This window comes from Candidatus Binataceae bacterium, from assembly GCA_036495685.1.
Lineage (GTDB): Bacteria > Desulfobacterota > Binatia > Binatales > Binataceae > JAFAHS01.
The window spans coordinates 14,586-34,891 of record DASXMJ010000163.1; the positions used below are offsets into that span (position 1 = coordinate 14,586).

Below are 20,306 nucleotides of genomic sequence, written 5' to 3' on the forward strand. Positions count from 1 at the left end.
CTCTTTTCCGTTATGATTTGAAGCACCAGATTGGGAGATGGCCAGTGGTGACAAGGGGCGGGGAAGGGGCGGCCGGCCGAAACGCGGATCGCGAATCGGTGGATGGCGGCTAGCTACGATTGCGGGCACGGCCTTCCTGCTCCTGTGCTTTGCCGCGGGTTTCTACCTCGCCCAGCTTTACGGCGAGATTTCCGAACTCATCGAGCAGCGGCGGGCAGCTCTCAGCTCGGCTATCTACTCCGCTCCCACCGTCATCAGGTGTGTCGATGAGACGGAGACCGTTGGCCTGCTAGACCGGCTGGACCACCTGAGCTATTTGCAGGTCGCAGTCGCGGATGCGCCTGGCGAATATTCGCGAGGGCGCGACGCGATGACGATCTATGTCCGCGGCTTCAAGGTCGGGCAGAACGACTACGCGCCCTCGGTCATAAAACTCAGGTTCGATGGGGACCGAGTTACTGCGATCGCCGATTCTTTCGGAGTCCCCAGGCGCAGCGCGATGCTCGAACCGGAAGTGGTTGGGCGCTTGCTGGCGGGCGCTCCGGCCGAACGGGTCGATGTCGCCCTGGGCGATCTCAAGCCCTACCTCGTACGAGGTCTGATCGCGACCGAAGACCGCTGGTTCTATTACCACCCTGGGCTCGATCCGATTCGCGTCATCGAAGCCGCGCTGGTTGACTTGCGGTCCCACCGACTGTCCCAGGGCGCCAGCACCATCACCCAGCAATTGGCCCGCACCTTCCTGGATCGATTCGATCGAAGCTTCGGCCGCAAATTTCGTGAGCTGACGGTCGCGATAGTGCTGGAGATTCGCCTCAGCAAGAACGAAATTCTCGAACGTTACATCAGCGACGTGCCGATGGGTGCGTATAGCGGTACACCGATCGAAGGCATGCCGCAGGCCTCTCGCTATATTTTCAACAAGGACCTGCGCCAGGTGACGCCCGCCGAGGCGGCGACCCTTATCGGGATGATCCAGGCGCCCACCCTGTATGATCCTCGGCGTCATCCCCAGGCGTGCCGCGCAAGGCGCGACACGGTGCTTGCGGTGATGAAGCGCGACGGTGTGATCGACGAGGTCGCATATCGCGCCGCGATCGCGTCGCCCATCGACGTGACGCAGCCGCCTGGGCTTCGCCGCGCGCCCTACTTCACCGACTACGTCGCCAGCTTCGTCGAGAAGATTCCCGGGCTGCATGGACGCCTCGAAGGCTTAAAGGTGTACACGACTCTCGATCCTAAGATGCAGGCCGACGCCGCCGGTGCGGTAACCGAGAATCTCGAACAACTTGAAAAGCGTCATCCACATCTGCGCCGCGCGCGCGCCAGGGACCAGCTTGAAAGCGCGGTGGTGGTGCTCGATGCGGAGACCGGGGCGATTCGTGCAATGGTCGGCGGGCGCGACTATTCATCCAGTCAATTCAATCGCGCCGCCATGGCCGAGCGACAGCCGGGCTCCGCTTTCAAGCCGATTGTCTACCTGGCTGCGCTCGATCCGGAACGATCGCCGTTAAGCTCTCCGATGACACTGGCCTCCACCCTTCCCGATCATCCGATGTCCTTCGGCGGGTGGACGCCAGTGAACTACGAGCGCACGTACCAGGGTCAGGTCACGGTGGTTGAAGCCTTGTTCGAATCGCTCAACGTGCCGACCGCCTGGGTTGGCAGCCAGCTGGGGGCGGCGAAGATTGTCCAGACCGCGCACGAGCTTGGAATAGGCGGAAATTTGCCGGCCGTGCTGCCAATCTCGATCGGCGCGGACGAGACCACGTTGCTCGAGCTAACCGGCGCCTACCAGGTGTTCGCGAGCGGTGGCTTGCAGGATCCGCCGTATGCGGTCGAATCGGTGGTCGACAAATCCGGGCATCTCATTTACCACCACGATGACGAGGAAAAGCGCGTTATCAATCCCTCGGTTGCCTTCCTCATAACAGGTGCGCTCAAGCAGGTGCTGCGATATGGCACCGGCGCGGCGGCGACCCGCATGGGGCTAGATTTTCCTGCCGCCGGCAAGACTGGAACGACGCAGGATTACCGCGATGGGTACTTCATCGGGTACACGCCCGAGCTGGTGTGCGGGGTATGGGTGGGATTCGACGCGCCGCAGAGTCTTGGTATGCCGGGCGCGCAGGCCGCCCTGCCGGCGTGGGTTTCGTTCATGAACGATGCCGTAGCGACGGATTCTCCGGATTTCCCCGAACCGTCGGGAATCGTATATGCGACTATCGATCCGCAAAGCGGAGGGCTTGCCACGCCATACTGTCCGCGTGCGATGGCTCTGCCGTTTCTGATCGGCACCGCACCGACCGGTATTTGTCCGCTGCACGCCGGCCTCATCGCCTCGGCTCCTCCAGCTCCGGGGCCGGCCACAGGGGCGGCGTCGCCGGCCGTTGCGGAGCCCGAACCTAGCGCCTCACCCAGCCCATCGTCCGAGAGCGTGATCGGAGCGGTCGCCGGATTCTTCGGCCGGCTTTTTCACTGAACCCGTACGGACGGTGTGCCTGGCCTGCGCTTTGACTGGCTGCGCCAAACTCGATGGCCGCTGCAGCCGCGTTCTCACTCGGAAGGCGAACTGAAGCGAGAAAATCGGGCACACCGGTCATGGGTGCAGGTAGCGCTGCTATCTTAGGTGCAGGGGGCGCCAGCGCCCACCTTTTGGAGGGCTGAGTCTTCCGCCGCCGACGGAAGGAAAATCGTTGGTTTGACTACTGCTTCGGATCTTCGTCATCGGACTCGTCGGCAGGTGCGGACCATTGCGAGGTTGACTCGGCTTCCGCCCCCAGCGGCGAAGGCGCGAGGCGGCGGGCGATAATGATGAATGCCGAGTGTGCGACCATCCGGTTCAGCGGTCGCACACTGAGTCCCTTGACCTGCCAATGGCGCAGCAGCGTCTCGAAGCTCTCGATTTGTCCGAACTCGGTATGTGCCTGAAGCGCGTCGACCGTGTCTTTCAACTGCAGTGCGGTGGGGACATAGCCAACCAGCACTCCGCCCGGGCGGAGTGCGCGCGCCGCCACTTCCAGGGCACGGCCCGGTTCCGGCAAATCCAGGAACATTCGATCCGCCGCGCTCTCATCGAAACCCTCGTACAGGTCGCGGCGTTTGAGGGTCCAGGTGGGCGCTGCGCCGAAGAATGTAGCGACGTTGCGTTGCGCAAGATCCGCGAAATCGTCGCGAATCTCGTAGGAGACCAGTCGCCCGTGCGGGCCGATCGCGCGGAGTAGCGCGATCGTGAGCGCGCCCGCGCCGACGCCTCCCTCGATGACCGTTGCGCCCGGGAATACGTCGCCCCAAATGATCAGCGGACCCGTGTCCTTCGGATAAATGACCTGTGCGGTGCGCGGCAGGTGCGGCACCAGGTCGGCGTAAGTCGGTCTCAGGACCAGGAAGATTTCACCGCTGGAAAACTTGATGCGCGATCCTTCCTCGATTCCGATCAGCGTATCCGCCATTAGCTCGCCGCGGATCAGCAGTTTCTGACCCGGTTTAAGGACCTTCAGGTAACGCCGGCCCTTGCGATCGATGAAGATCACAGCGTCATTGGGTTTCAAACGAGAATCCACAGGTCATCTACCGATAGACGCATGCGGTGGTGTGTGCAACGCGGCTCAACCCTATTGACTGCGGATGAGTGTGGCGCCTAGGCTTTTGGCCGCGCCCGGTCCGAGTATCGAACGACGGCTGGGCGATTTTGCATGCCGCTGAAAAGTGGTTAGATTCCCTCATGCCGAGGCGAATGCCCGGCAGATCCGTTTTATCGGCACAAATTCGGCACGGAACAGGGTTGACAATGGCAGAGAAGAAGGCAAAGACCGCGGAAAAAGGCGGCGAACTGCAGAACAAGCACATGTGTCCCAGCTGCGGGGCGGAGAGCAAGGTAACCAAGTTCGCTGGTTTCGGGCGCAAGGGTTTCTACCTGGTGTGCGAAAAGGCGTGTGGCTACGTCGGCCGAACGCGTTGAGCATTCCGGGAGTGATGTGATGGGTAGAACGCGGAAAAGCAAGACTTCCAAGCGCGACCGGTACGCTAGTTTCGGGGATATGGCAGAGGAAGCCGATGAAGATGCGGATCTTCCCAAGGACGAGGCCGGACGACGCAAGATAAAGCGCCAGTACGCCGAGTTGCTCGGTATCCGCATCGAAAAACTCCGCGGCCGTATTCTCAATCGCGAGCGTATCAACAAAACCATCGAGGGCATTTACTTCATCTGTAGCAATTGTCTAAAGGTGTGCCATTCGCTCGACGATGGGCTGACCGAGGATCCCGACAATCAGAACAACCAGTGCGGCGCGTGCAGTAAGGCGAAGTCCGTCCCGACCCCTCCCGCGGCGGCGCCTAAACCGGCGGCCTCGAGCCGCAGCCCGCGCCGCAAGCGCGCCGCGGCGAGCTGAACGGAACCAGGGTTGTGCCGGCGGGGGCGAGAAGCTAAACAGGGCCGATGTCTCTGCAACTGATTCCTCCCGACATCAATCTAGATTTCGTCGGGAAGCGCCATTTCTTCGTGATTCTGTCGACCGCGATCAACCTCGCGGCGATCCTTCTTCTCATCTTCAAGGGACTGAACTACGGTGTCGATTTCATCGGCGGCAGCGTGGTGCAGGTGCAGTTCACCAACGCCACCAATGCGGAGACGATTCGGCGGTCGCTGGCGCCGCTCGATCTAGGTGAAATAACCGTCCAGGACTTCGGCTCCGCCGGCCATTCCTATCTGTTGCGCTTCGAGAAGGTCAAAAACATCGCGGGCCTGGGGCCTACGCTGGAAGCAGAACTGGCCAAGAGCTTCGGGGCCAACGGCGCGAAAGTGGTCAGAGTGGAGAGCGTAGGGGCCAAGGTGGGTAGTGACCTGCGGCGCAAGGGATTTCTGGCCGTCATCGTAGCTACCATCTTCATGGGAATATTCATCGCGATCCAGTTTCGCCACGTGAGTTGGAGTTTCGGCACCGGAGCAGTAATCGCGCTGATTCACGATGTGTTGGTGGTGACGGGGGCGCTGGTTATCGCGCAGCTCCAGTTCGACCTGACTACGCTGGCAGCGCTGCTCACGGTCATCGGCTATTCCGTGCACGACACGATTATCGTGTCAGATCGAATTCGTGAAGATGCGGCCAAGCGGCGGCGCGAGCCAATCGCGACGATCATGAACCGCGCAATCAATGAGACTCTGTCGCGAACCATCCTGACTTCGGGTACCGCGATCATGGTGCTCATCGCGCTGCTCGTGTTCGGGGGGCCCATCCTGCGGCCGTCCGCCTTCACCCTGCTGGTAGGATTCATTACGGGCACCTATTCGTCGGTCTATATCGCAGGCCCGGTCGTGCTGTTCTGGGAGGGCCGCGGCAAGCGCGGCGGTTCCCCCTCCGCACGCGCCGCATAGCACAACCGCATCATCCGCCGTGGCAGTATCCATCAAGACCGGCCGCGGCGATTATTTGCTCAAGACTGGAGCGCCCGACCAACGCGATGCAGAAGTAATCTTGTTGACGCTGGTGCTGGAGCGGCGCGATGGAATCGAGCGAGTGGCGTTTCGGTGCCGGCTTGCGGCCGGACTCGTCGACCCCACGACCGATAGCGAGGCTATCATGAGCCGACTCGCGCCCTGGCTCGAACGCGAGTTCGAAATGACGCGGGAGAGCGCGCTCAAAACAATTCGCAGCGAACACCGCATGTTGGAGATCAGCTTCAATGCCTCCAATCGCGGGCCCTTCTGACCCACCGCCCCGAGGGTTGAGAACACGACTTCCAAAGCTGCCGCAAAGAGGCGGGAAAGAAGGCGTCCGCGGTTGTGGCTGACCGGCTCTGCCCGTTCGCTCGCGCTGTGGCGCGGGGCGTGCCGGAGGAACACGCGGGAAGCCTGGCGCGGGAACGGTCGGGGTGGCGGCTTTGCCCGCCAGGCAGAGCGAACCGGAAAAATCGACCACGTCATGTACTGGAGATCTGCTCTCCCGCGGTTTCACACTCCCCGAGCCCATGGTCTTCCGTGCCCGCTGCTATCTTGATTAAAAAAAGACAGAAGGCGCGAGCCTCTCCGCCCAGCAAGGGCCATGATTGAAGCAATCCTGTGGGACAACGATGGTGTTCTCGTCGACACCGAGGAGATGTTCTTCCTGGCCACTCGCGACACGTTGGCGGGAGCGGGCGTAGATCTAACCCGCGAACAGTACATCGAGTTTGCGCTAACTAGTGGACGCAGCGCATTTGACCTGCTTGAAGCCTCAGGATGGAGTGCCGACCAAATCCTGAGACTTCGCGGCGAACGCGACCTCGCCTATGCCGCGATGTTATGCGCCGGTTGCGTCGCGATGGACGGTGTCATCGAGACTCTGGTGCGTCTCAAAGGGAAGGCTCGTATGGCGATCGTGACGACTTCGCTCCGCAAGCACTTTGATCTCGCGCATCGTGGAAGCGGAGTGCGGGAGTATTTCGACTTGATTCTCGCGCGCGAGGACTACCGTCAATCGAAACCGCATCCGGAACCTTATCTGACCGCCCTTGATCGTCTGTCGGTGGCCACCGACCGTAGCATCGCGGTCGAAGACTCCGCGCGTGGGCTCCAATCGGCGCTCGCCGCCGGGCTGCGATGCGTGGTGGTGCCGAATCGCTTCACCAAGGGTTCTCAGTTCAGCGGTGCGATCGCGGTGCTCGACGACGTGAGGGCGCTGCCAGCGTTGGTGGAGTCGTTGTAGTCGTCGTTCGTGCTAGGCCGGAGACAAATGTTCTGGCGCATTTACTTTCACTCTTCATCTCACGACCGGTCGAGGAGTTGACGTTGTCACGGTGGTTGGAGGCTCCGCGGATGTGCTGCTGGCATGAGCATGGGCGAGGACAAACGAAAGGGGCGAAGGGCCGATGAGCGAGCAGCCCAAGGAATTCATCCGCGCCCCAGGTAAGGAGTGGGGAATGCTGGCGAGGTTTCTCCGCAAGAGCGCGCCGTTGCCTCCGAATAGGGACACTGCGCGATGAAGTTCTTTCGCATGGTCTATCGCAATCTCACCCGCAATCGGCGGCGCACCCTGCTCACTATCCTGTCGATCGCAGTTTCGATGTTCATTTTCGCGGCCTTATTCACCTTGCCGAGTTTCGTCGATCGGATGCTTGCCGCGAGCGCGACCAACCCACGCCTGGTGTGTCATGGAAAAGCCGGCCTCGGCTACTCGCTGCCGGAGTTATACGGCAGGCGAATCGCGGCGATTCCGCACGTGGTTGGCGTGGACCTGTGGAACTGGTTCGGCGGCATTTATCATCTCCCCTCGGATCAGTTTCCCAACCTCGCGACCGAACCTAACCAGACCGAGACGGTGTGGCCGGATTGGCGCGTGTCACGGGAAAGCATCGATGCATTTCAGCACGAGCGTATGGCAGCGCTGGTCGGTCTCTCCACCATGCAACGCTTCGGGTTCCACCTGGGCCAGCAGATCATGCTGCACGATTCGGTTTATGGCCGGAACCTGCAGTTCAAAATCGTGGGAACGCTGGGCAAGGGCACGCTGCCCACGATGCTGATCTTTCGCCGCGACTATCTGCAGCAGGCCATCGGGCAGACCGGGAGAGCGGATTTTATCTGGATTCGGGTGGACCGGCTGGAATCCATACCCCAGGTCATCCAGGCGGTCGACAGCCAGTTTGCCAATTCCAGCGATCCCACCGCCACCGAATCGGAGGAGAGTTTCCAGGCTGGATTTATCCAGTCGCTCCGCACGATAATTCGACTGGCGGAGGTTCTCTCAATTATCGTTTTGTTCAGTATCAGCCTGGTCGCGGCGAACACCGCCGCGATGTCGGTACGTGAGCGGCGGGTTGAATTTGCGGTGATGCGATCGATCGGCTTCACCGCGCCCCGGGTAGTAATGCTGCTCAGCGCCGAAGGCGCTCTCACCGGCGCGATCGGGGGCGCGATCGGCGCGGGAGTGGCATGGGTCATTCTGCACCTGCTGCCGCTCAGTGGAGATTTGTTTGGCAGCCTCGGGACGATCACCATGCCGGCACGTGTGCCGGTTGCCGCGATCGTGCTGTCGACCATAATCGGAATCTCGAGCGGCCTGGTGCCCGCCAGGCTCGCGATGCGGCGCAAGGTGGTCGATGAATTGCGCGCGATTGTTTGATCACAGGATTTGCCGCGCGCCCGCTTTGTGATGAGATCAGGGCATGGTGCCCGACATCGAGATTCGACCGGCCCAGGTAAGCGATATACCGGAGGTGGCGCGGCTGGTTGCGGCGCTCGCGGCCTATGAAGAAGCGCTCGACGAACGCGCCCGTTACGATTGGGATGAGATTCGCGATGCTCCCAACTGGCTGCGCACGGTACTAAGCCGCGACCACCACGCGGTGTGGGTCGCGGACAGTGGTAACGGACGGTTGGTTGGCCATCTGTGGGTCCGGCTCTATCGTCGGCGCGAGGGCGGTGTCCCTCTGCTCAGCGGCTATATCAGCCAGGCTTTTCTCGAGGAGGTGTGGCGAGGAAAAGGACTAATGAAACTGATGCTCGAGGATGCCTACCAATGGTTTCGAGCGCAGAACGTAGCGGTTGTCACGCTGAGCGTGCTGCATCGCAACTGGCTTGGGGCGACGGCGTGGCATCGGCTCGGCTTCGCCGATTGGCGTGAAGAGCGCCGCCTTGAACTCAAACCGAGGCGCTCGTAGCCATTCCTGACCAACCGGTAAGTGACCCGAATTAGCCTTGACAATCAAGGAGAATCCCTTTAGTGGACTTCATGGGTCCAGTATTCCGTCTCGTTGACAGCTGGACGGGGATGTCTATACTGGACTGTAGGAGTCCACTAATTTTCGGGTTCGCCTGGAAGTGGATGGATGCCTGTCCAGCGAGCGGAAGATAAAGATGCTTAAGACGCCGGTTTACATGGACAATCACGCGACGACGCCGTGCGACCCGCGTGTGCTCGACGCGATGTTGCCTTATTTCACGACCAAATTTGGCAACTCCGCAAGCCGCAATCATAGTTTCGGCTGGGAAGCCGAAGAGGCGGTCGGCAAAGCGCGCGATCAAATCGCGGGCATCATCAACGCCAAGTCCAGAGAAATCATCTTTACCAGCGGCGCGACCGAGTCCGACAACCTTGCAATCAAGGGTGTCATCGAATTCTACAAGGACAAGGGCAACCACGTCATCACCTGTGTCACCGAGCATAAGGCCGTGCTCGATTCGTGCCGCGCCCTCGAACGGGGGGGCAAGGCGAACGTGACGTACCTGCCGGTCGACAAGTACGGGATGGTCGATCCGGACGCGGTGCGCAAGGCCATCACTGACAAGACCGTGCTGATCTCGATCATGTACGCAAACAACGAGATCGGCACGATTCATCCAATCCGCGAGATCGGCAAGATCGCCAAGGAGAGGGAAATCATCTTCCACTGCGATGCGGTCCAGGCGGTCGGCAAGATTCCGGTGGACGTGGAAAAGGACGGCATCGATCTGCTCGCGATGAGTGGTCACAAAATCTACGGTCCCAAGGGCGTCGGCGCGCTTTACGTACGCTCGAAGGGACCGCGCGTGCGGCTGACCCCGATCATCGACGGCGGCGGTCACGAGCGCGGAATGCGGTCGGGCACTCTCAACGTTACGGGAATCGTCGGCTTCGGCTTGGCCTGTGAGATCGCGAAGAACGAGTTGGCGGGTGAAGCCCGTTACCTGATCGATCTGCGTAGTCGGTTGCAGGCACAATTGTTCGAGCGGCTCGACGAGATCTATGTGAACGGTCATCCGACCGAGCGCCTGCCCGGCAATCTGAACGTGAGCTTTGCCTATGTCGAAGGCGAGTCACTGCTGATGGGTATCAACGACGTGGCAGTCAGTTCGGGCTCTGCGTGTACCTCGGCAACCTTGGAACCCTCCTACGTAATTCGCGCGCTCGGAACCAATGAAGAGCTGGCGCACAGCTCGATCCGATTTGGGCTGGGCCGGTTCAACACCGGTGCGGAAGTCGACTACGTGGCGGAGCGTGTGACCAAGGAAGTGAGGCGGCTGCGCGAAATGTCGCCGTTGTACGAGATGGCCAGGGAAGGAATCGACTTGAAATCGGTCCAGTGGAAAGCGTGACCAGACAATTGATCGGAGGCGACCATGTCCTATTCAGATAAGGTTCTCGACCATTACAACCATCCCCGCAACGTCGGAAGTTTTGCCAAGGACGATGCGAACGTCGGAACCGGTGTAGTCGGCGCGCCCGAATGCGGCGACGTGATGAAGCTGCAGCTCAGGATCAACGACGCCGGGGTCATCGAAGATGCACGCTTCAAGACCTTCGGTTGCGGCAGCGCGATCGCGAGTTCGAGTTACGTGACCGAGCTGGTCAAGGGCAAGCACATCGACGATGCGATAGCGATTAAAAATACGGTCATCGTGAAGGAACTTAACCTGCCCCCGGTAAAGATCCATTGCTCGGTGCTCGCCGAGGATGCGATCAAGGCCGCCATTACCGACTGGAAGACGCACAAGGGCCTCGCCCCGCAGTCCGAGCAGGCGAAAGCGCAGGAGAAGTAACGACGCACGGGCCCGATGATTTCTCTGTCCGACAACGCGGTACACAAGATCAAGCAGCTCGTCTCCGAGAAAGGCGACCAGGCGGGACTGCGGGTCAAAGTCGTCGGGGGCGGATGCTCCGGGCTGCAATACCGCATGGAAGTCGATGCCGCCAAGGAGCGCGACAAGATTTTCGAGCGCGACGGCGCGCGCCTGATCGTGGATAAGAAGAGTTTTCTTTACCTGAATGGCTCCGAACTAGACTACGCCGAAGAGCTGATGTCGTCGGGGTTTAGGGTGGTGAATCCCAACGCCAAACGCAGCTGCGGATGTGGGGAATCGTTCGTTGTATGAACGAGGGGATGCAGGAAACACGGCGCAAACATGATCCAATGTCCGTCATGCGGACGGCAGCAAGGACCGCGACTGATCTGTGAGAACTGCGGCGCCCCGCTGGGCGCAGAGGTCGACGGGTTCGCCGCGTTCTCGTTTCCGCGCAAGCTGATCCTCGACACCTCTGCGCTTGAGCGCGTCTATCACGAGCTGAGCCGACAGATTCATCCCGACCGTTTCGCGCAGGGCTCCGCTCGGCTCCGCGACGCCAGCCTACGCAGCACCGCGCTGCTGACGCGCAGCTACCGCACGCTGCGCGATCCGATCGCGCGCGGGCTGTACTGGCTTGAGCTTAAGGGTGAAAAGCTCGCCGACAACAACAAAACCGTACCCCCCGATCTCGCAGAACTCGTATTCGAGGTCCAGGACGAGCTCAGCGAACTGCGCGAGGCAGGTTCCGATCTTCCACGGCTGCGCGAGCGCAGCCGCGCGCGCCGGATCGAACTGGAAAGTGCGATCAATTCGTTGCAGTGCGATCTGGCGCGAAACTTCGAGCGCTGGGATGCCGGCGGCGACCCCCGACAACTCAGCGCCGAGCTCAAGGCAGTGCTTTCAAAGATCGCTTACCTGCGCACTCTGATTCGTGACGTAGACCGGGGACTTGAAAATCTCAAGGCAGCCTGATGACCCGCATCTTCGGTATTGACCTCGGCACGACCAACAGCCTCATCGCGACGATGGAGAATGGTGCTCCACGGGTCATCGCCGATCCCCAGACCGGCCAGACGCTGCTGGAATCAGTAGTCGCGCTCGCGCCCGACGGCGCAGTGCACGTCGGCCGCGACGCGGCGGAGATGGAACCCCACCTCAGCCGCGAGCAGGACGGGCGGGTAAGTGCGGTCGGCTTTCCCGGCGGCGAATACGGCGCGGTTATACGCTCGGTAAAGCGATACATGGGAGTGGGTGGAGAGGAAGTCGCTCCCGAGGAACGGGCTCGCTATGCATTTGCCGACCTGTCGGGGCCGGTCGTACGTTTTCGAATTGGTAAGCGGGCGTTCACTCCGCCGCAAATTTCAGCCGAGATACTGAACGCGTTGAAGCGGCGCGCCGAACGCGCGCTCGGCGAGAAGGTGGAGCGGGTGGTTATCACGGTTCCCGCTTATTTCAACGATGGCCAGCGGCAGGCAACCAAGGATGCAGGGCGGCTGGCGGGTCTCGAAGTGGCTCGGCTGGTGAACGAACCTACCGCGGCCTCGCTGGCCTATGGGCTCAACCAATTGGCCGAGGGAAACGTGGCGGTCTACGACCTCGGGGGTGGCACCTTTGACATCTCGATTCTAAGCATCAAGGGTGGCATTTTCGAAGTCCTTGCAACCAACGGCGATACTCACCTGGGCGGCGACGATATGGACAGTGCGTTGGTGGATTGGCTGCTGGCGGAAACTCCGGCGGAAATCAGGCGCGACCGTCACGTATGGAACAGCGCCCGACGCGTTGCCGAGGACGCCAAGAAGCGTCTCAGCGAAGCCGGCGAAGTGGAGGTCCGACTCGAGTTGCCGGGCCACCTGATTACCAAGCCGCTCACCCGCCCAGCGCTCGAGAAAATGGCCGAGCCCCTGGTCGCGCGGTCGCTCAAGCGCTGCGAGCTGGCGCTTGCCGATGCGAAGCTTGCCGCAGACGAAATCGCGACGGTGGTCCTGGTCGGCGGGGCCACGCGCATGCCGCTGGTGCGCAGGAGAGTCGCCGAGTTGTTTGGTCGCGAACCGCTCTGCTCGCTGAATCCTGACGAGGTCGTGGCCCTCGGCGCCGCGGTCCAGGCGGGTGTGTTGATGGGCACGCAGGGCGATATGCTACTCCTCGACGTGGTTCCCCTGTCGCTTGGCATCGAGACGATGGGCGGAGTCATGGAACGGCTTATCCATCGCAATACCACCATCCCAACCAGCGTCACCGAGAATTTCACCACCGCTGTGGATAATCAGAGCCATGTGGATATCCACGTTCTCCAGGGCGAGCGGGAGCTTGCCAAAGACTGCCGGAGTCTCGCACGATTCAAACTGGGACCTATCGAAGCACAGCCGGCTGGACTGCCCCGGATTGCGGTCACTTTCCTCATCGACGCAAACGGGATACTAAATGTCAGCGCACGTGACGAGCGCACCGGCCGCGAGCACTCGATCGATGTCAAGCCAAGTTATGGCCTGACTGACGACGAGATCGAACGGATGCTCGAAGAGGCGATCGATCTGGGCGAGGAGGATCTGGAGCAGCGGCTTCTGATCGTCGCTCGCAACGACGCCGAGCAGATCCTGGGGGCGCTGCGCAAGCAGCTGGGCGAGTTTCCGGGACTCATCGGACCGGACGAACGGGCGCGGCTCGAGGAGGAGGCGGAGCGGTTGGAGGTGGCACGCAAGACATCGGACCGCGAGCTCATTTCCAGACTGGTGGAAGAGTTGAATGAGCTGAGCACCCCGTTCGCGGGACGCATCATGGATTTTGCCATCAAGCAGGCGCTGGAAAAGAAATCGGTCGAAGAGGTGTCGTAACGGAGGCGTCTCAGTATGGGACTCAAGTGGGATCAAGCCGAAGAGATCGCGGAGGTGCTCGCTGAAAACCACCCTGGAATCAATCCGCTGGATGTTCGCTTTACCGATCTGCGCCAGTGGGTGATCGACCTTGACGAGTTCGATGACCAGCCGGGTTCCTCGACCGAGAGCAAGCTTGAGGCCATCCAGATGGCTTGGAACGAACTTTATGAGGAACAGAACGACGAGGACGAGTGAATAGATGCCGAAGGAACGGCGTCGATATCTTTGAGAGGAGGTGGGGATGCGGTGGAAGCCAATCGCAGCTCGAGAGTGGGGGTAGAGCAGGGGACCAAGATGCAGGAGAAGGAAACCCTGGACGAAAGGTTGCCGAACTTATTCGAGCCGGACACCCTTTTGCCCATCCAGTATTTCGAGGCGATGCGTAAGAAGCATCTGCTCGAGGGCGAGAAGCGCCTGATCCTGAGTGTGCTGGAAGATGCGGTCGAGTGCTTCATGAAATGCATCGATGCAGCGACCAACAAGGGACAGCGCCTCTTCCGCGAGGCGGATGAGTGGATCACCCACGAGGACAAGCGCTGGGTGTTCTCGTTCGACAACGTCTGCGACATGCTGGACATCAACGCAGAGTACATGCGGGTCGGATTGAACAGGTGGAAGGAACGGAAAATCGAATTGATTGCGCGCCGGCGCGCCGAAGCGGAGGTGGCTGCCGCCAATCCCGCGCTGCCCGAGCCGGCCGCTCCGACGCCGGCGCCCAATCCCGCCAAAGTGTTCGCTCAGCCTGCCGCCGTCCATCATCGCGAGCACGAGCATCGGGTCCGCTCGACCCATGCATCCTCCAAACGACGCAGGGCGCGCGCGTAAACCGCATGTGAGTGGCACAAGGCCTGGCCAGTGCCAGTGCTTCCGCACCTCGAATTAGGGTCGATCCCCTCGCTTTTTCTTGCTCCCCTGACTCCGGTGCTTGCGGCGCTTTGTGAGTAGGCCTAGCGTCGATGAGGCGTGCCGCTCAGGACCAAAATCGAATGCCCGGAGTGCGAAGCCGATCTCGCCGTCAAGCGGGGCGGGGTGTGTCCCAACTGCGGCGCACGAATCTCCGAGCACGTCGCGCGTGTGCGGCGCCGCGAGCGTCGCATCGAACAGGTGGTCGCGATAGTCGGTACCGCGCTGGTGCTGGGGTTGTATCTTGCGACCAGCGGGGCAAGCTTGCTTGAAGGGGTCGCGGCATATGCGCTGGTGGGGGCGGTACTGTACTTTCTCGCCCAGCGCACTTTTTTTTGATTTCGCTTGCAACTCTGGCGGCTTGCTCTAGGCCGCACGCCAGGCCTGGCGAGGTTCTCGATCGCTTCAGGAGCCGGCTGCTCACGAAGCATAGACGGCGCTTAGAGGCGTGCGCGCTACTCGGCGAAATCTACGGCTGGTTCAACGAGGATTTCGATACCATCGATCTGAAGGACGCAAAATCACTACTGAACGAGGTTCACTGCATGTTAGTACGATGTGAGTCGTCCTGACGGGTACGGAGTACAGCGAAGGTCGGGGCGCTCTTACTCGCAAGGTCGTCAAGGGAAAGCTGCCGCCAGGGATTGTCCGGACACATCGATGCAAAGAGGCAATACTGCGGAGCCGGACGGAGACGGAGCGTTTCGCAAATCCGACCCCCGTAGGGTTCTCGTATATCAGTTGGTTCATCAAGTTCTACCAGATTGTCCGCCAGGATCCTGATGAGAACTCCATTCTTCTCACTATGCGAGGCTACCCGGTTGTGAAAATCACACGACATCTGGGGGACAGACGTTCTGAGGTCAGGGCGCTTTCGAGATCTTTTCGTGTTTCGCAATGGTATGCTGCCGGCACAGAAGAGTCGTCACCGTTCGGCCGCGACACCTTGACAGCGGTTGTAGAAAAATGGCTTCAGTCCGGACTGCGCACACCTTTTGTCTGAGTGGAAGACAACGTCCAGAATCCGGAATGTAAAATACATTCCTACTTAAAGGGGGACGACCATGAAACGACTAGGCGCTTTAGCCGAAGATTGTTCTTCGCAACCCAGAATCCGGGTGCGTCTGAGCCTTTTGACAGTAGGGTTGGCACTTGGTTCCCTGCTCTTTTGGTCAGCCTCAGCGCGCGCGGCCGATCATCGGGACGCTCCAACCGTTGATGGGATTCCCCAGGGCGATGTCACAGACGTGTTTGCCTTTCTCGATCCCAACAACTCCGACGATGTCGTTCTGGTCATGAACGTAAACCCGTTTTCCGTGCCGGCCGAGCTCCCCGGTTACGCGTTCAGTAATGAACTGCTTTACCAGTTCAAGATCGATAACACCGGCGACGCAGTTGAAGACCTCGTCATCGAGGTGACTTTCACGACCACCAGCGCCGGCCAGATGGTGAAAGTCTTTGGTCCGATGAAACCGCAGGTTACGGGCACCCGCGCAGTTCTTCCGCAGGGGCATCCTAGTGTTTTGGGAGCGGTTAATACGGTCCTCTCCGGAAATGGAGGAATGACCGTATTCGCCGGTACGCGGGACGATCCATTCGTAGCCGACATCGGACAGTTATTCAGGATTCTGACGGGGGCCCAGGACGTCTTTCGTGACTATCCGAATGCTCCGCTTCTTGGCCATCTGCGAGGGCGCGGTCTCTTGGCAACTCCAGTGGGTGGAAACAGCGGCGTGGACGGGTTCGGCGGATTCAACGTCTCCTCTATCCAGGTCGAATTGCCCGCGTCGATGATAAAGGGAGCTACTTCGGAGGTGAACATTTGGGCGACGGTCAGTCGCCCAGTTGCCCAGACTCACAACCCGGGTGGCACGCACGATTCGGCCAATTTCCTTCAATTCGAGCGCATGGGCCAGCAATTGATCGCTACCGTTTTCGTTCCGAGCTCGATGAGAGACGCCTTCAATTTTGCGACGCCTGATGAAGACGTGGCGATGTTCTCGTCGTTGATTCCGAATGCGCTGACTTCCACGGACCCGAGCGGTAACACCACCGCCCGCCGTGCAACCGTGCTTCACTCGCTCAAGCTGGACGGTACCGTCGTGGCGACGCCAAACGGGGTCGGTGAGATCGAAGGTGCTCCACTGCTGTTGGGCAACAATTTTCAGAACACTGATCCAAATTTGATTCGCAAGGCAGTGCTGCCCGATGTCATCAGGCTCGACCTGTCGGTTACGCCCCCCAACGATATTCCACCCAAGGGCATCGGGATTATTGGTCCGAGCAACATGGTCGGGTTGCAGGATGGCCGTCGGCCAGGCGATGCGGTGACGGATATCCTTCTTCAACTGTCGCGCCAACTCGCCGATGTGACCTTCCCAAAGGGTTCCGGCCTTCCGGGGGCCTCCAGTGATGGATCGGTTCGGCCCAGCTCGCTCGATTGCAGTTCGCTCCCCTGCCCTGACCGCCGTGTGCTCGCGGTACTTGACGGTACAGACTTCATCAGGCCCGACGTGGGCATTCTCGCGCTATCGTTGGGTGAGAGTGCTAACGACCTGCCGCTGAGCACGAGCTTCCCCTTCCTTGCCTCCCAGCATCCGCTTCCGGGTAACCCCGGCACGGTCGACTTTCCCCCACAGGAAGCGAACCCATGATGAAACGCTGAACGCCTCTGATTAGGGCAGTTCCATGCGCAGGACCTTTGGGTGGCTGATCCTCCTTCTCCCGGTCGTTTGTTCTTGCACTTAAGAGCCACGAGCATGTTCTTCAACCGAAGAGTGGCACGCTGCCCTCAAAATCTGCCTTGGCTCTCAGCTCGAATCCTGCACCCGTCCCACAGCCGACCGGCCTCAAGCGGTACTCGACTCTGCCACCGAGCCTCCGCGCAACTCCTACCGACGGCGTGGTCAAGTTCTTTCAGTGGCGGGTGTCGCTCGATCCCACCAGTTACTTCGATTACGACCGGTTCGGAACGGCCTATATGCAGAAAGCGCGTGAAACCGGTGAGATCACGTACTATCAACTTGCCGAACAAGCGCTTGAGAAATCCCTGCTCCTCGAATCAACCCATCCAGAGGCTGCTTCCGCCACTGCCCACCTTGCCGATGTCTATTTCGCGGAGCACCGATTTTCAGACGCGATTAGATGGGCGCGCCAGGCGCTCAGCTTTAAGACCGGTGACGTTTCTGAATACGCGACCATCGGTGACTGCATGATGAATCTGGGCGATTACGACGGAGCCCGCGTCGCTTTTGCTAACTTGATGCCCTCGATTTCCAGACCATATATGGGTCCCGCTCTCACCTACCTGCGCGAGAGCCGCCTTGCCGCGCTGGATTTTGCCGAAGGACGCGCGCTCCAATCGATTCGCCGCATGGAGAACGCTATCGCTGCGGCACGTTCGGCTGGCATGCGTGCCGAGAACATCGCGTGGACGGAATACATGCTCGGCAACGAGTACTTCCGCGTCGGGCAAGTCGCGAAGGCGGAAAAGTCGTACACCGGATCGCTAAAAGACTACCCTGCCTACCATCGGTCTCTCGCGGGACTCGCTGAGCTGCGAGCCTCGCAGGGACATTTCGACGAATCGATTCGACTTTACCAGCAAGCAATCAGTGTCATACCGATGCCGGTCTACGTCGCCGAACTAGGCGACGTTTACGCGAAGACCGGGCGTACCGAAGACGCGAAGAAAGCGTATGATCTGGTCGAATATATCGCGCGGCTCAGTACCCTGAGCCAATCAGTCTTCAATCGGGAACTTGCACTTTTTTACGCCGATCACGACCTAAAACTGGACAAGGCGGTCACGCTCGCCCACAACGAGCTGGCGGCACGCGAGGATGTCTATACTTGGGACACGCTCGCTTTTGCACTTTACAAGAATGGCCGGGATCAGGAGGCTGCCGCGGCAGATGTCAACGCGCTGCGCCTTGGAACGCGGGATCCGTTGCTATTCTTTCATGCCGGGATGATTGCGCACGCGCGCGGAGACGATCGAAGAGCGCGCCAGTACCTGCAGCGAGCGCTTGCTTTGAACCCTCATTTCCACGTTTTTTATGCAGACCAGGCTGGTCAGATACTTGATTCGATCGGTCCGCAACCAACTGAGCTTCTGCGGCGCGATCGCCCTCGCGAGGCAGCTAATAGACATCAATAGCTATGGTCGACTCCTGTTCACCGATCATGATTTTCACTTTTGTCCTTGCGCGAGGTCTTAGACGGCTAGTGTCTGCAGGTAATTCTGAATCAAACGGTAGAGCGCAGGTAGTCGAACTCAGCAATTTGACTTCAAAGGTCCTGACTTTGACCTTCAAACTATTCCTGCAATACGCCGCGGTGCTCAGCCTAGCGCTGCTTATGACATCGACAGCGGCCTTAGCCCATCCGATGGGTAATTTCAGCATAAACCACTACTGCAGGATACTTATTAGCCCGAACGATATTGAACTGGACTACATAATCGACATGGCCGAAATCCCGACCTTTCAGGAGATCCAGCAAAGCGGAATCGTCGCCCGCCCCGATGATCCCGCGCTGGGCGGCTATCTCGAACGTCAAGGTGAGACGCTCAAGCAGGGACTGACGCTGCTCGTCGCTGCCCAGCGTCTGGACCTGCACACCGTCGCGCGGCAGGTGATCTTCCCACCCGGGGCCGGCGGGCTGCGGACGATGAAACTCGGCTTCGTCTACCAGGGTACAATGCCGCAGTTTGGCGCTTCATCCAGATCGCTGCACTACGAGGATAATAATTACCTGGGCCGAGCGGGATGGAAAGAGGTCGTCGCGATCGTGCAATCCGGGGTCGCACTCGTTACGAGTTCGGCGCCGCAGTCAGATCGCAGTCTCGAACTTACGAACTATCCAACCGACCTGCTCCACAGTCCACCACAACTTTTGCAAGCTGACATAACGTTCAAGGCCGTCCCAATGAGCAGTGCCGCCAAACAAAATAGCCGCACTACACACGGCTTCGGATGGCTCGACACCAGCAAAGTCCCGGTGCGGGTTGGCATAGGACTCGCGGCCAATCGTCAAGACACTCCACGCAGCGCATTCACGGATTTGATTGCGTCGAACCGGACCGACCTGGCGTTCCTGGTAGTTGCGGCGATCATCGCCGCGTTACTAGGCGGTTTTCACGCGCTCGAGCCCGGGCACGGCAAAACCCTCGTCGCCGCCTACCTGGTCGGTTCACATGGGAAGGCGCGCCACGCGGTACTACTCGGCGGTATCGTGACCGCCTCTCATACGATCTCGGTCTATGCCCTGGGCATAGTCACCCTTTATGCTTCGCAATGGATCATGCCAGAGCAACTCTATCCCTGGCTCGGAATGGCGTCTGGTCTATTGGTGGCCGTGCTCGGTCTCACTCTCTTCGTGCACCACTATCGAACCACGGCTTCACAGCCACATTTCCACCGCGTGCATGACGCGCATTCGTACCGCCACCTCCCGGGCGATGCGCACAGCCATCACCACGAAGACCACGGCTCGAGTGCGACGCTGACCCACCGGCATACCTGGTGGGGTGGGCATGTTCATCGTGCGGACGATCATTCCTACGCTGGCTCTCGGGTCCATCCAGATGCTCACCTCGACCACGAAGGGGATGCGGCCGAGCGGGGACGTCAATCCGCCGAAGACCCGAAGCCGCTATCGTTCGCAGGCCTTATCGGGCTAGGTGTGACGGGTGGGATCGTGCCCTGTCCCGCAGCATTGGTGGTACTCCTTGGCGCGCTTGCGTTTCATCGCGTGGCGTTCGGAATCTTTTTGATTGTAGCGTTTAGCGTGGGTTTAGCCGCCGTGTTGATAAGCTTCGGACTTGCGATGGTTTATGCAGGTCGGTTAATGAGCCGGCTCGGCAGTCAAAGCTCGTTGACCCAGCACTGGTTACCGTTAGCTTCTTCCGCGGTTATCACCACGGTCGGCGTCATGCTTACTCTTCAATCGCTGATCACAGCGGGAATCTTTCATATCGGAAGTTGAATGAGCACTAAAGTCACCAC

At 60.0% G+C, this 20,306-nt stretch carries 20 protein-coding genes; 19 read left to right on the forward strand and 1 reads right to left on the reverse strand.

The features are described from left to right. Positions 1 to 37: 37 nt before the first annotated feature. Positions 38 to 2,482 (forward strand): transglycosylase domain-containing protein, encoded by a 2,445-nt coding sequence (locus VGI36_15135; protein HEY2486482.1) that lies wholly within the window; start codon positions 38 to 40, stop codon positions 2,480 to 2,482. A 223-nt stretch (positions 2,483 to 2,705) separates the two neighbouring features. Here VGI36_15135 and VGI36_15140 read toward each other — a convergent pair whose 3' ends face one another. Then, entirely contained in the window at positions 2,706 to 3,551 is an 846-nt protein-coding gene (locus VGI36_15140) for a tRNA (adenine-N1)-methyltransferase (protein HEY2486483.1), read from the reverse strand. Positions 3,552 to 3,790: 239 nt separating this feature from the next. Between VGI36_15140 and VGI36_15145 the strand changes: the two genes are divergently transcribed. From VGI36_15145 to VGI36_15230, 18 genes are all read left to right on the forward strand, one after another. After that, positions 3,791 to 3,961, forward strand: coding sequence for a hypothetical protein (locus tag VGI36_15145; protein ID HEY2486484.1), 171 nt, complete (start codon positions 3,791 to 3,793; stop codon positions 3,959 to 3,961). A 19-nt stretch (positions 3,962 to 3,980) separates the two neighbouring features. Continuing rightward, entirely contained in the window at positions 3,981 to 4,391 is a 411-nt protein-coding gene (locus VGI36_15150) for a hypothetical protein (protein HEY2486485.1), read from the forward strand. Positions 4,392 to 4,438: 47 nt separating this feature from the next. Then, complete coding sequence (gene secF, locus VGI36_15155) at positions 4,439 to 5,374, forward strand: protein translocase subunit SecF (protein ID HEY2486486.1); 936 nt, start codon at positions 4,439 to 4,441, stop codon at positions 5,372 to 5,374. Between the two features lie 19 nt (positions 5,375 to 5,393). Continuing rightward, on the forward strand, positions 5,394 to 5,708 hold the full coding sequence (locus VGI36_15160; protein HEY2486487.1) for a hypothetical protein: 315 nt from the start codon (positions 5,394 to 5,396) through the stop codon (positions 5,706 to 5,708). A gap of 333 nt (positions 5,709 to 6,041) precedes the next feature. Continuing rightward, a complete protein-coding gene (locus VGI36_15165; protein ID HEY2486488.1) occupies positions 6,042 to 6,683 on the forward strand; it encodes an HAD family phosphatase in 642 nt (213 codons plus the stop codon). 273 nt (positions 6,684 to 6,956) lie between these two features. Next, positions 6,957 to 8,099, forward strand: a complete 1,143-nt coding sequence (locus VGI36_15170) for an ABC transporter permease (protein HEY2486489.1) — start codon at positions 6,957 to 6,959, stop codon at positions 8,097 to 8,099. 43 nt (positions 8,100 to 8,142) lie between these two features. Beyond that, positions 8,143 to 8,637: a GNAT family N-acetyltransferase gene (locus tag VGI36_15175; protein ID HEY2486490.1), complete on the forward strand. Its 495-nt coding sequence runs from the start codon at positions 8,143 to 8,145 to the stop codon at positions 8,635 to 8,637. 196 nt (positions 8,638 to 8,833) lie between these two features. Continuing rightward, the gene (locus VGI36_15180; GenBank protein ID HEY2486491.1) at positions 8,834 to 10,051 is read left to right on the forward strand and encodes an IscS subfamily cysteine desulfurase; all 1,218 of its coding nucleotides are present in this window, start codon (positions 8,834 to 8,836) and stop codon (positions 10,049 to 10,051) included. 24 nt (positions 10,052 to 10,075) lie between these two features. Further along, entirely contained in the window at positions 10,076 to 10,495 is a 420-nt protein-coding gene (gene iscU / locus VGI36_15185) for a Fe-S cluster assembly scaffold IscU (protein HEY2486492.1), read from the forward strand. A 15-nt stretch (positions 10,496 to 10,510) separates the two neighbouring features. Next, complete coding sequence (locus VGI36_15190) at positions 10,511 to 10,828, forward strand: iron-sulfur cluster assembly accessory protein (GenBank protein ID HEY2486493.1); 318 nt, start codon at positions 10,511 to 10,513, stop codon at positions 10,826 to 10,828. 30 nt (positions 10,829 to 10,858) lie between these two features. Further along, complete coding sequence (gene hscB, locus VGI36_15195; GenBank protein HEY2486494.1) at positions 10,859 to 11,491, forward strand: Fe-S protein assembly co-chaperone HscB; 633 nt, start codon at positions 10,859 to 10,861, stop codon at positions 11,489 to 11,491. Further along, positions 11,491 to 13,353, forward strand: coding sequence for a Fe-S protein assembly chaperone HscA (hscA, locus tag VGI36_15200; protein ID HEY2486495.1), 1,863 nt, complete (start codon positions 11,491 to 11,493; stop codon positions 13,351 to 13,353). The genes hscB and hscA overlap by 1 nt, the downstream gene beginning before the upstream one ends. A gap of 15 nt (positions 13,354 to 13,368) precedes the next feature. Beyond that, positions 13,369 to 13,590 (forward strand): Fe-S cluster assembly protein IscX, encoded by a 222-nt coding sequence (gene iscX, locus VGI36_15205; GenBank protein ID HEY2486496.1) that lies wholly within the window; start codon positions 13,369 to 13,371, stop codon positions 13,588 to 13,590. 51 nt (positions 13,591 to 13,641) lie between these two features. Beyond that, positions 13,642 to 14,220 carry a hypothetical protein gene (locus VGI36_15210; GenBank protein ID HEY2486497.1) on the forward strand — a complete coding sequence of 193 codons (579 nt, stop codon included), beginning with the start codon at positions 13,642 to 13,644 and terminating at the stop codon, positions 14,218 to 14,220. Between the two features lie 138 nt (positions 14,221 to 14,358). Then, positions 14,359 to 14,637, forward strand: a complete 279-nt coding sequence (locus tag VGI36_15215) for a hypothetical protein (GenBank protein HEY2486498.1) — start codon at positions 14,359 to 14,361, stop codon at positions 14,635 to 14,637. Positions 14,638 to 15,362: 725 nt separating this feature from the next. Further along, entirely contained in the window at positions 15,363 to 16,952 is a 1,590-nt protein-coding gene (locus VGI36_15220; GenBank protein ID HEY2486499.1) for a DUF4331 family protein, read from the forward strand. A gap of 149 nt (positions 16,953 to 17,101) precedes the next feature. Next, entirely contained in the window at positions 17,102 to 18,457 is a 1,356-nt protein-coding gene (locus VGI36_15225) for a tetratricopeptide repeat protein (GenBank protein ID HEY2486500.1), read from the forward strand. Between the two features lie 146 nt (positions 18,458 to 18,603). Then, on the forward strand, positions 18,604 to 20,286 hold the full coding sequence (locus VGI36_15230) for a hypothetical protein (GenBank protein ID HEY2486501.1): 1,683 nt from the start codon (positions 18,604 to 18,606) through the stop codon (positions 20,284 to 20,286). Positions 20,287 to 20,306 lie beyond the last annotated feature (20 nt).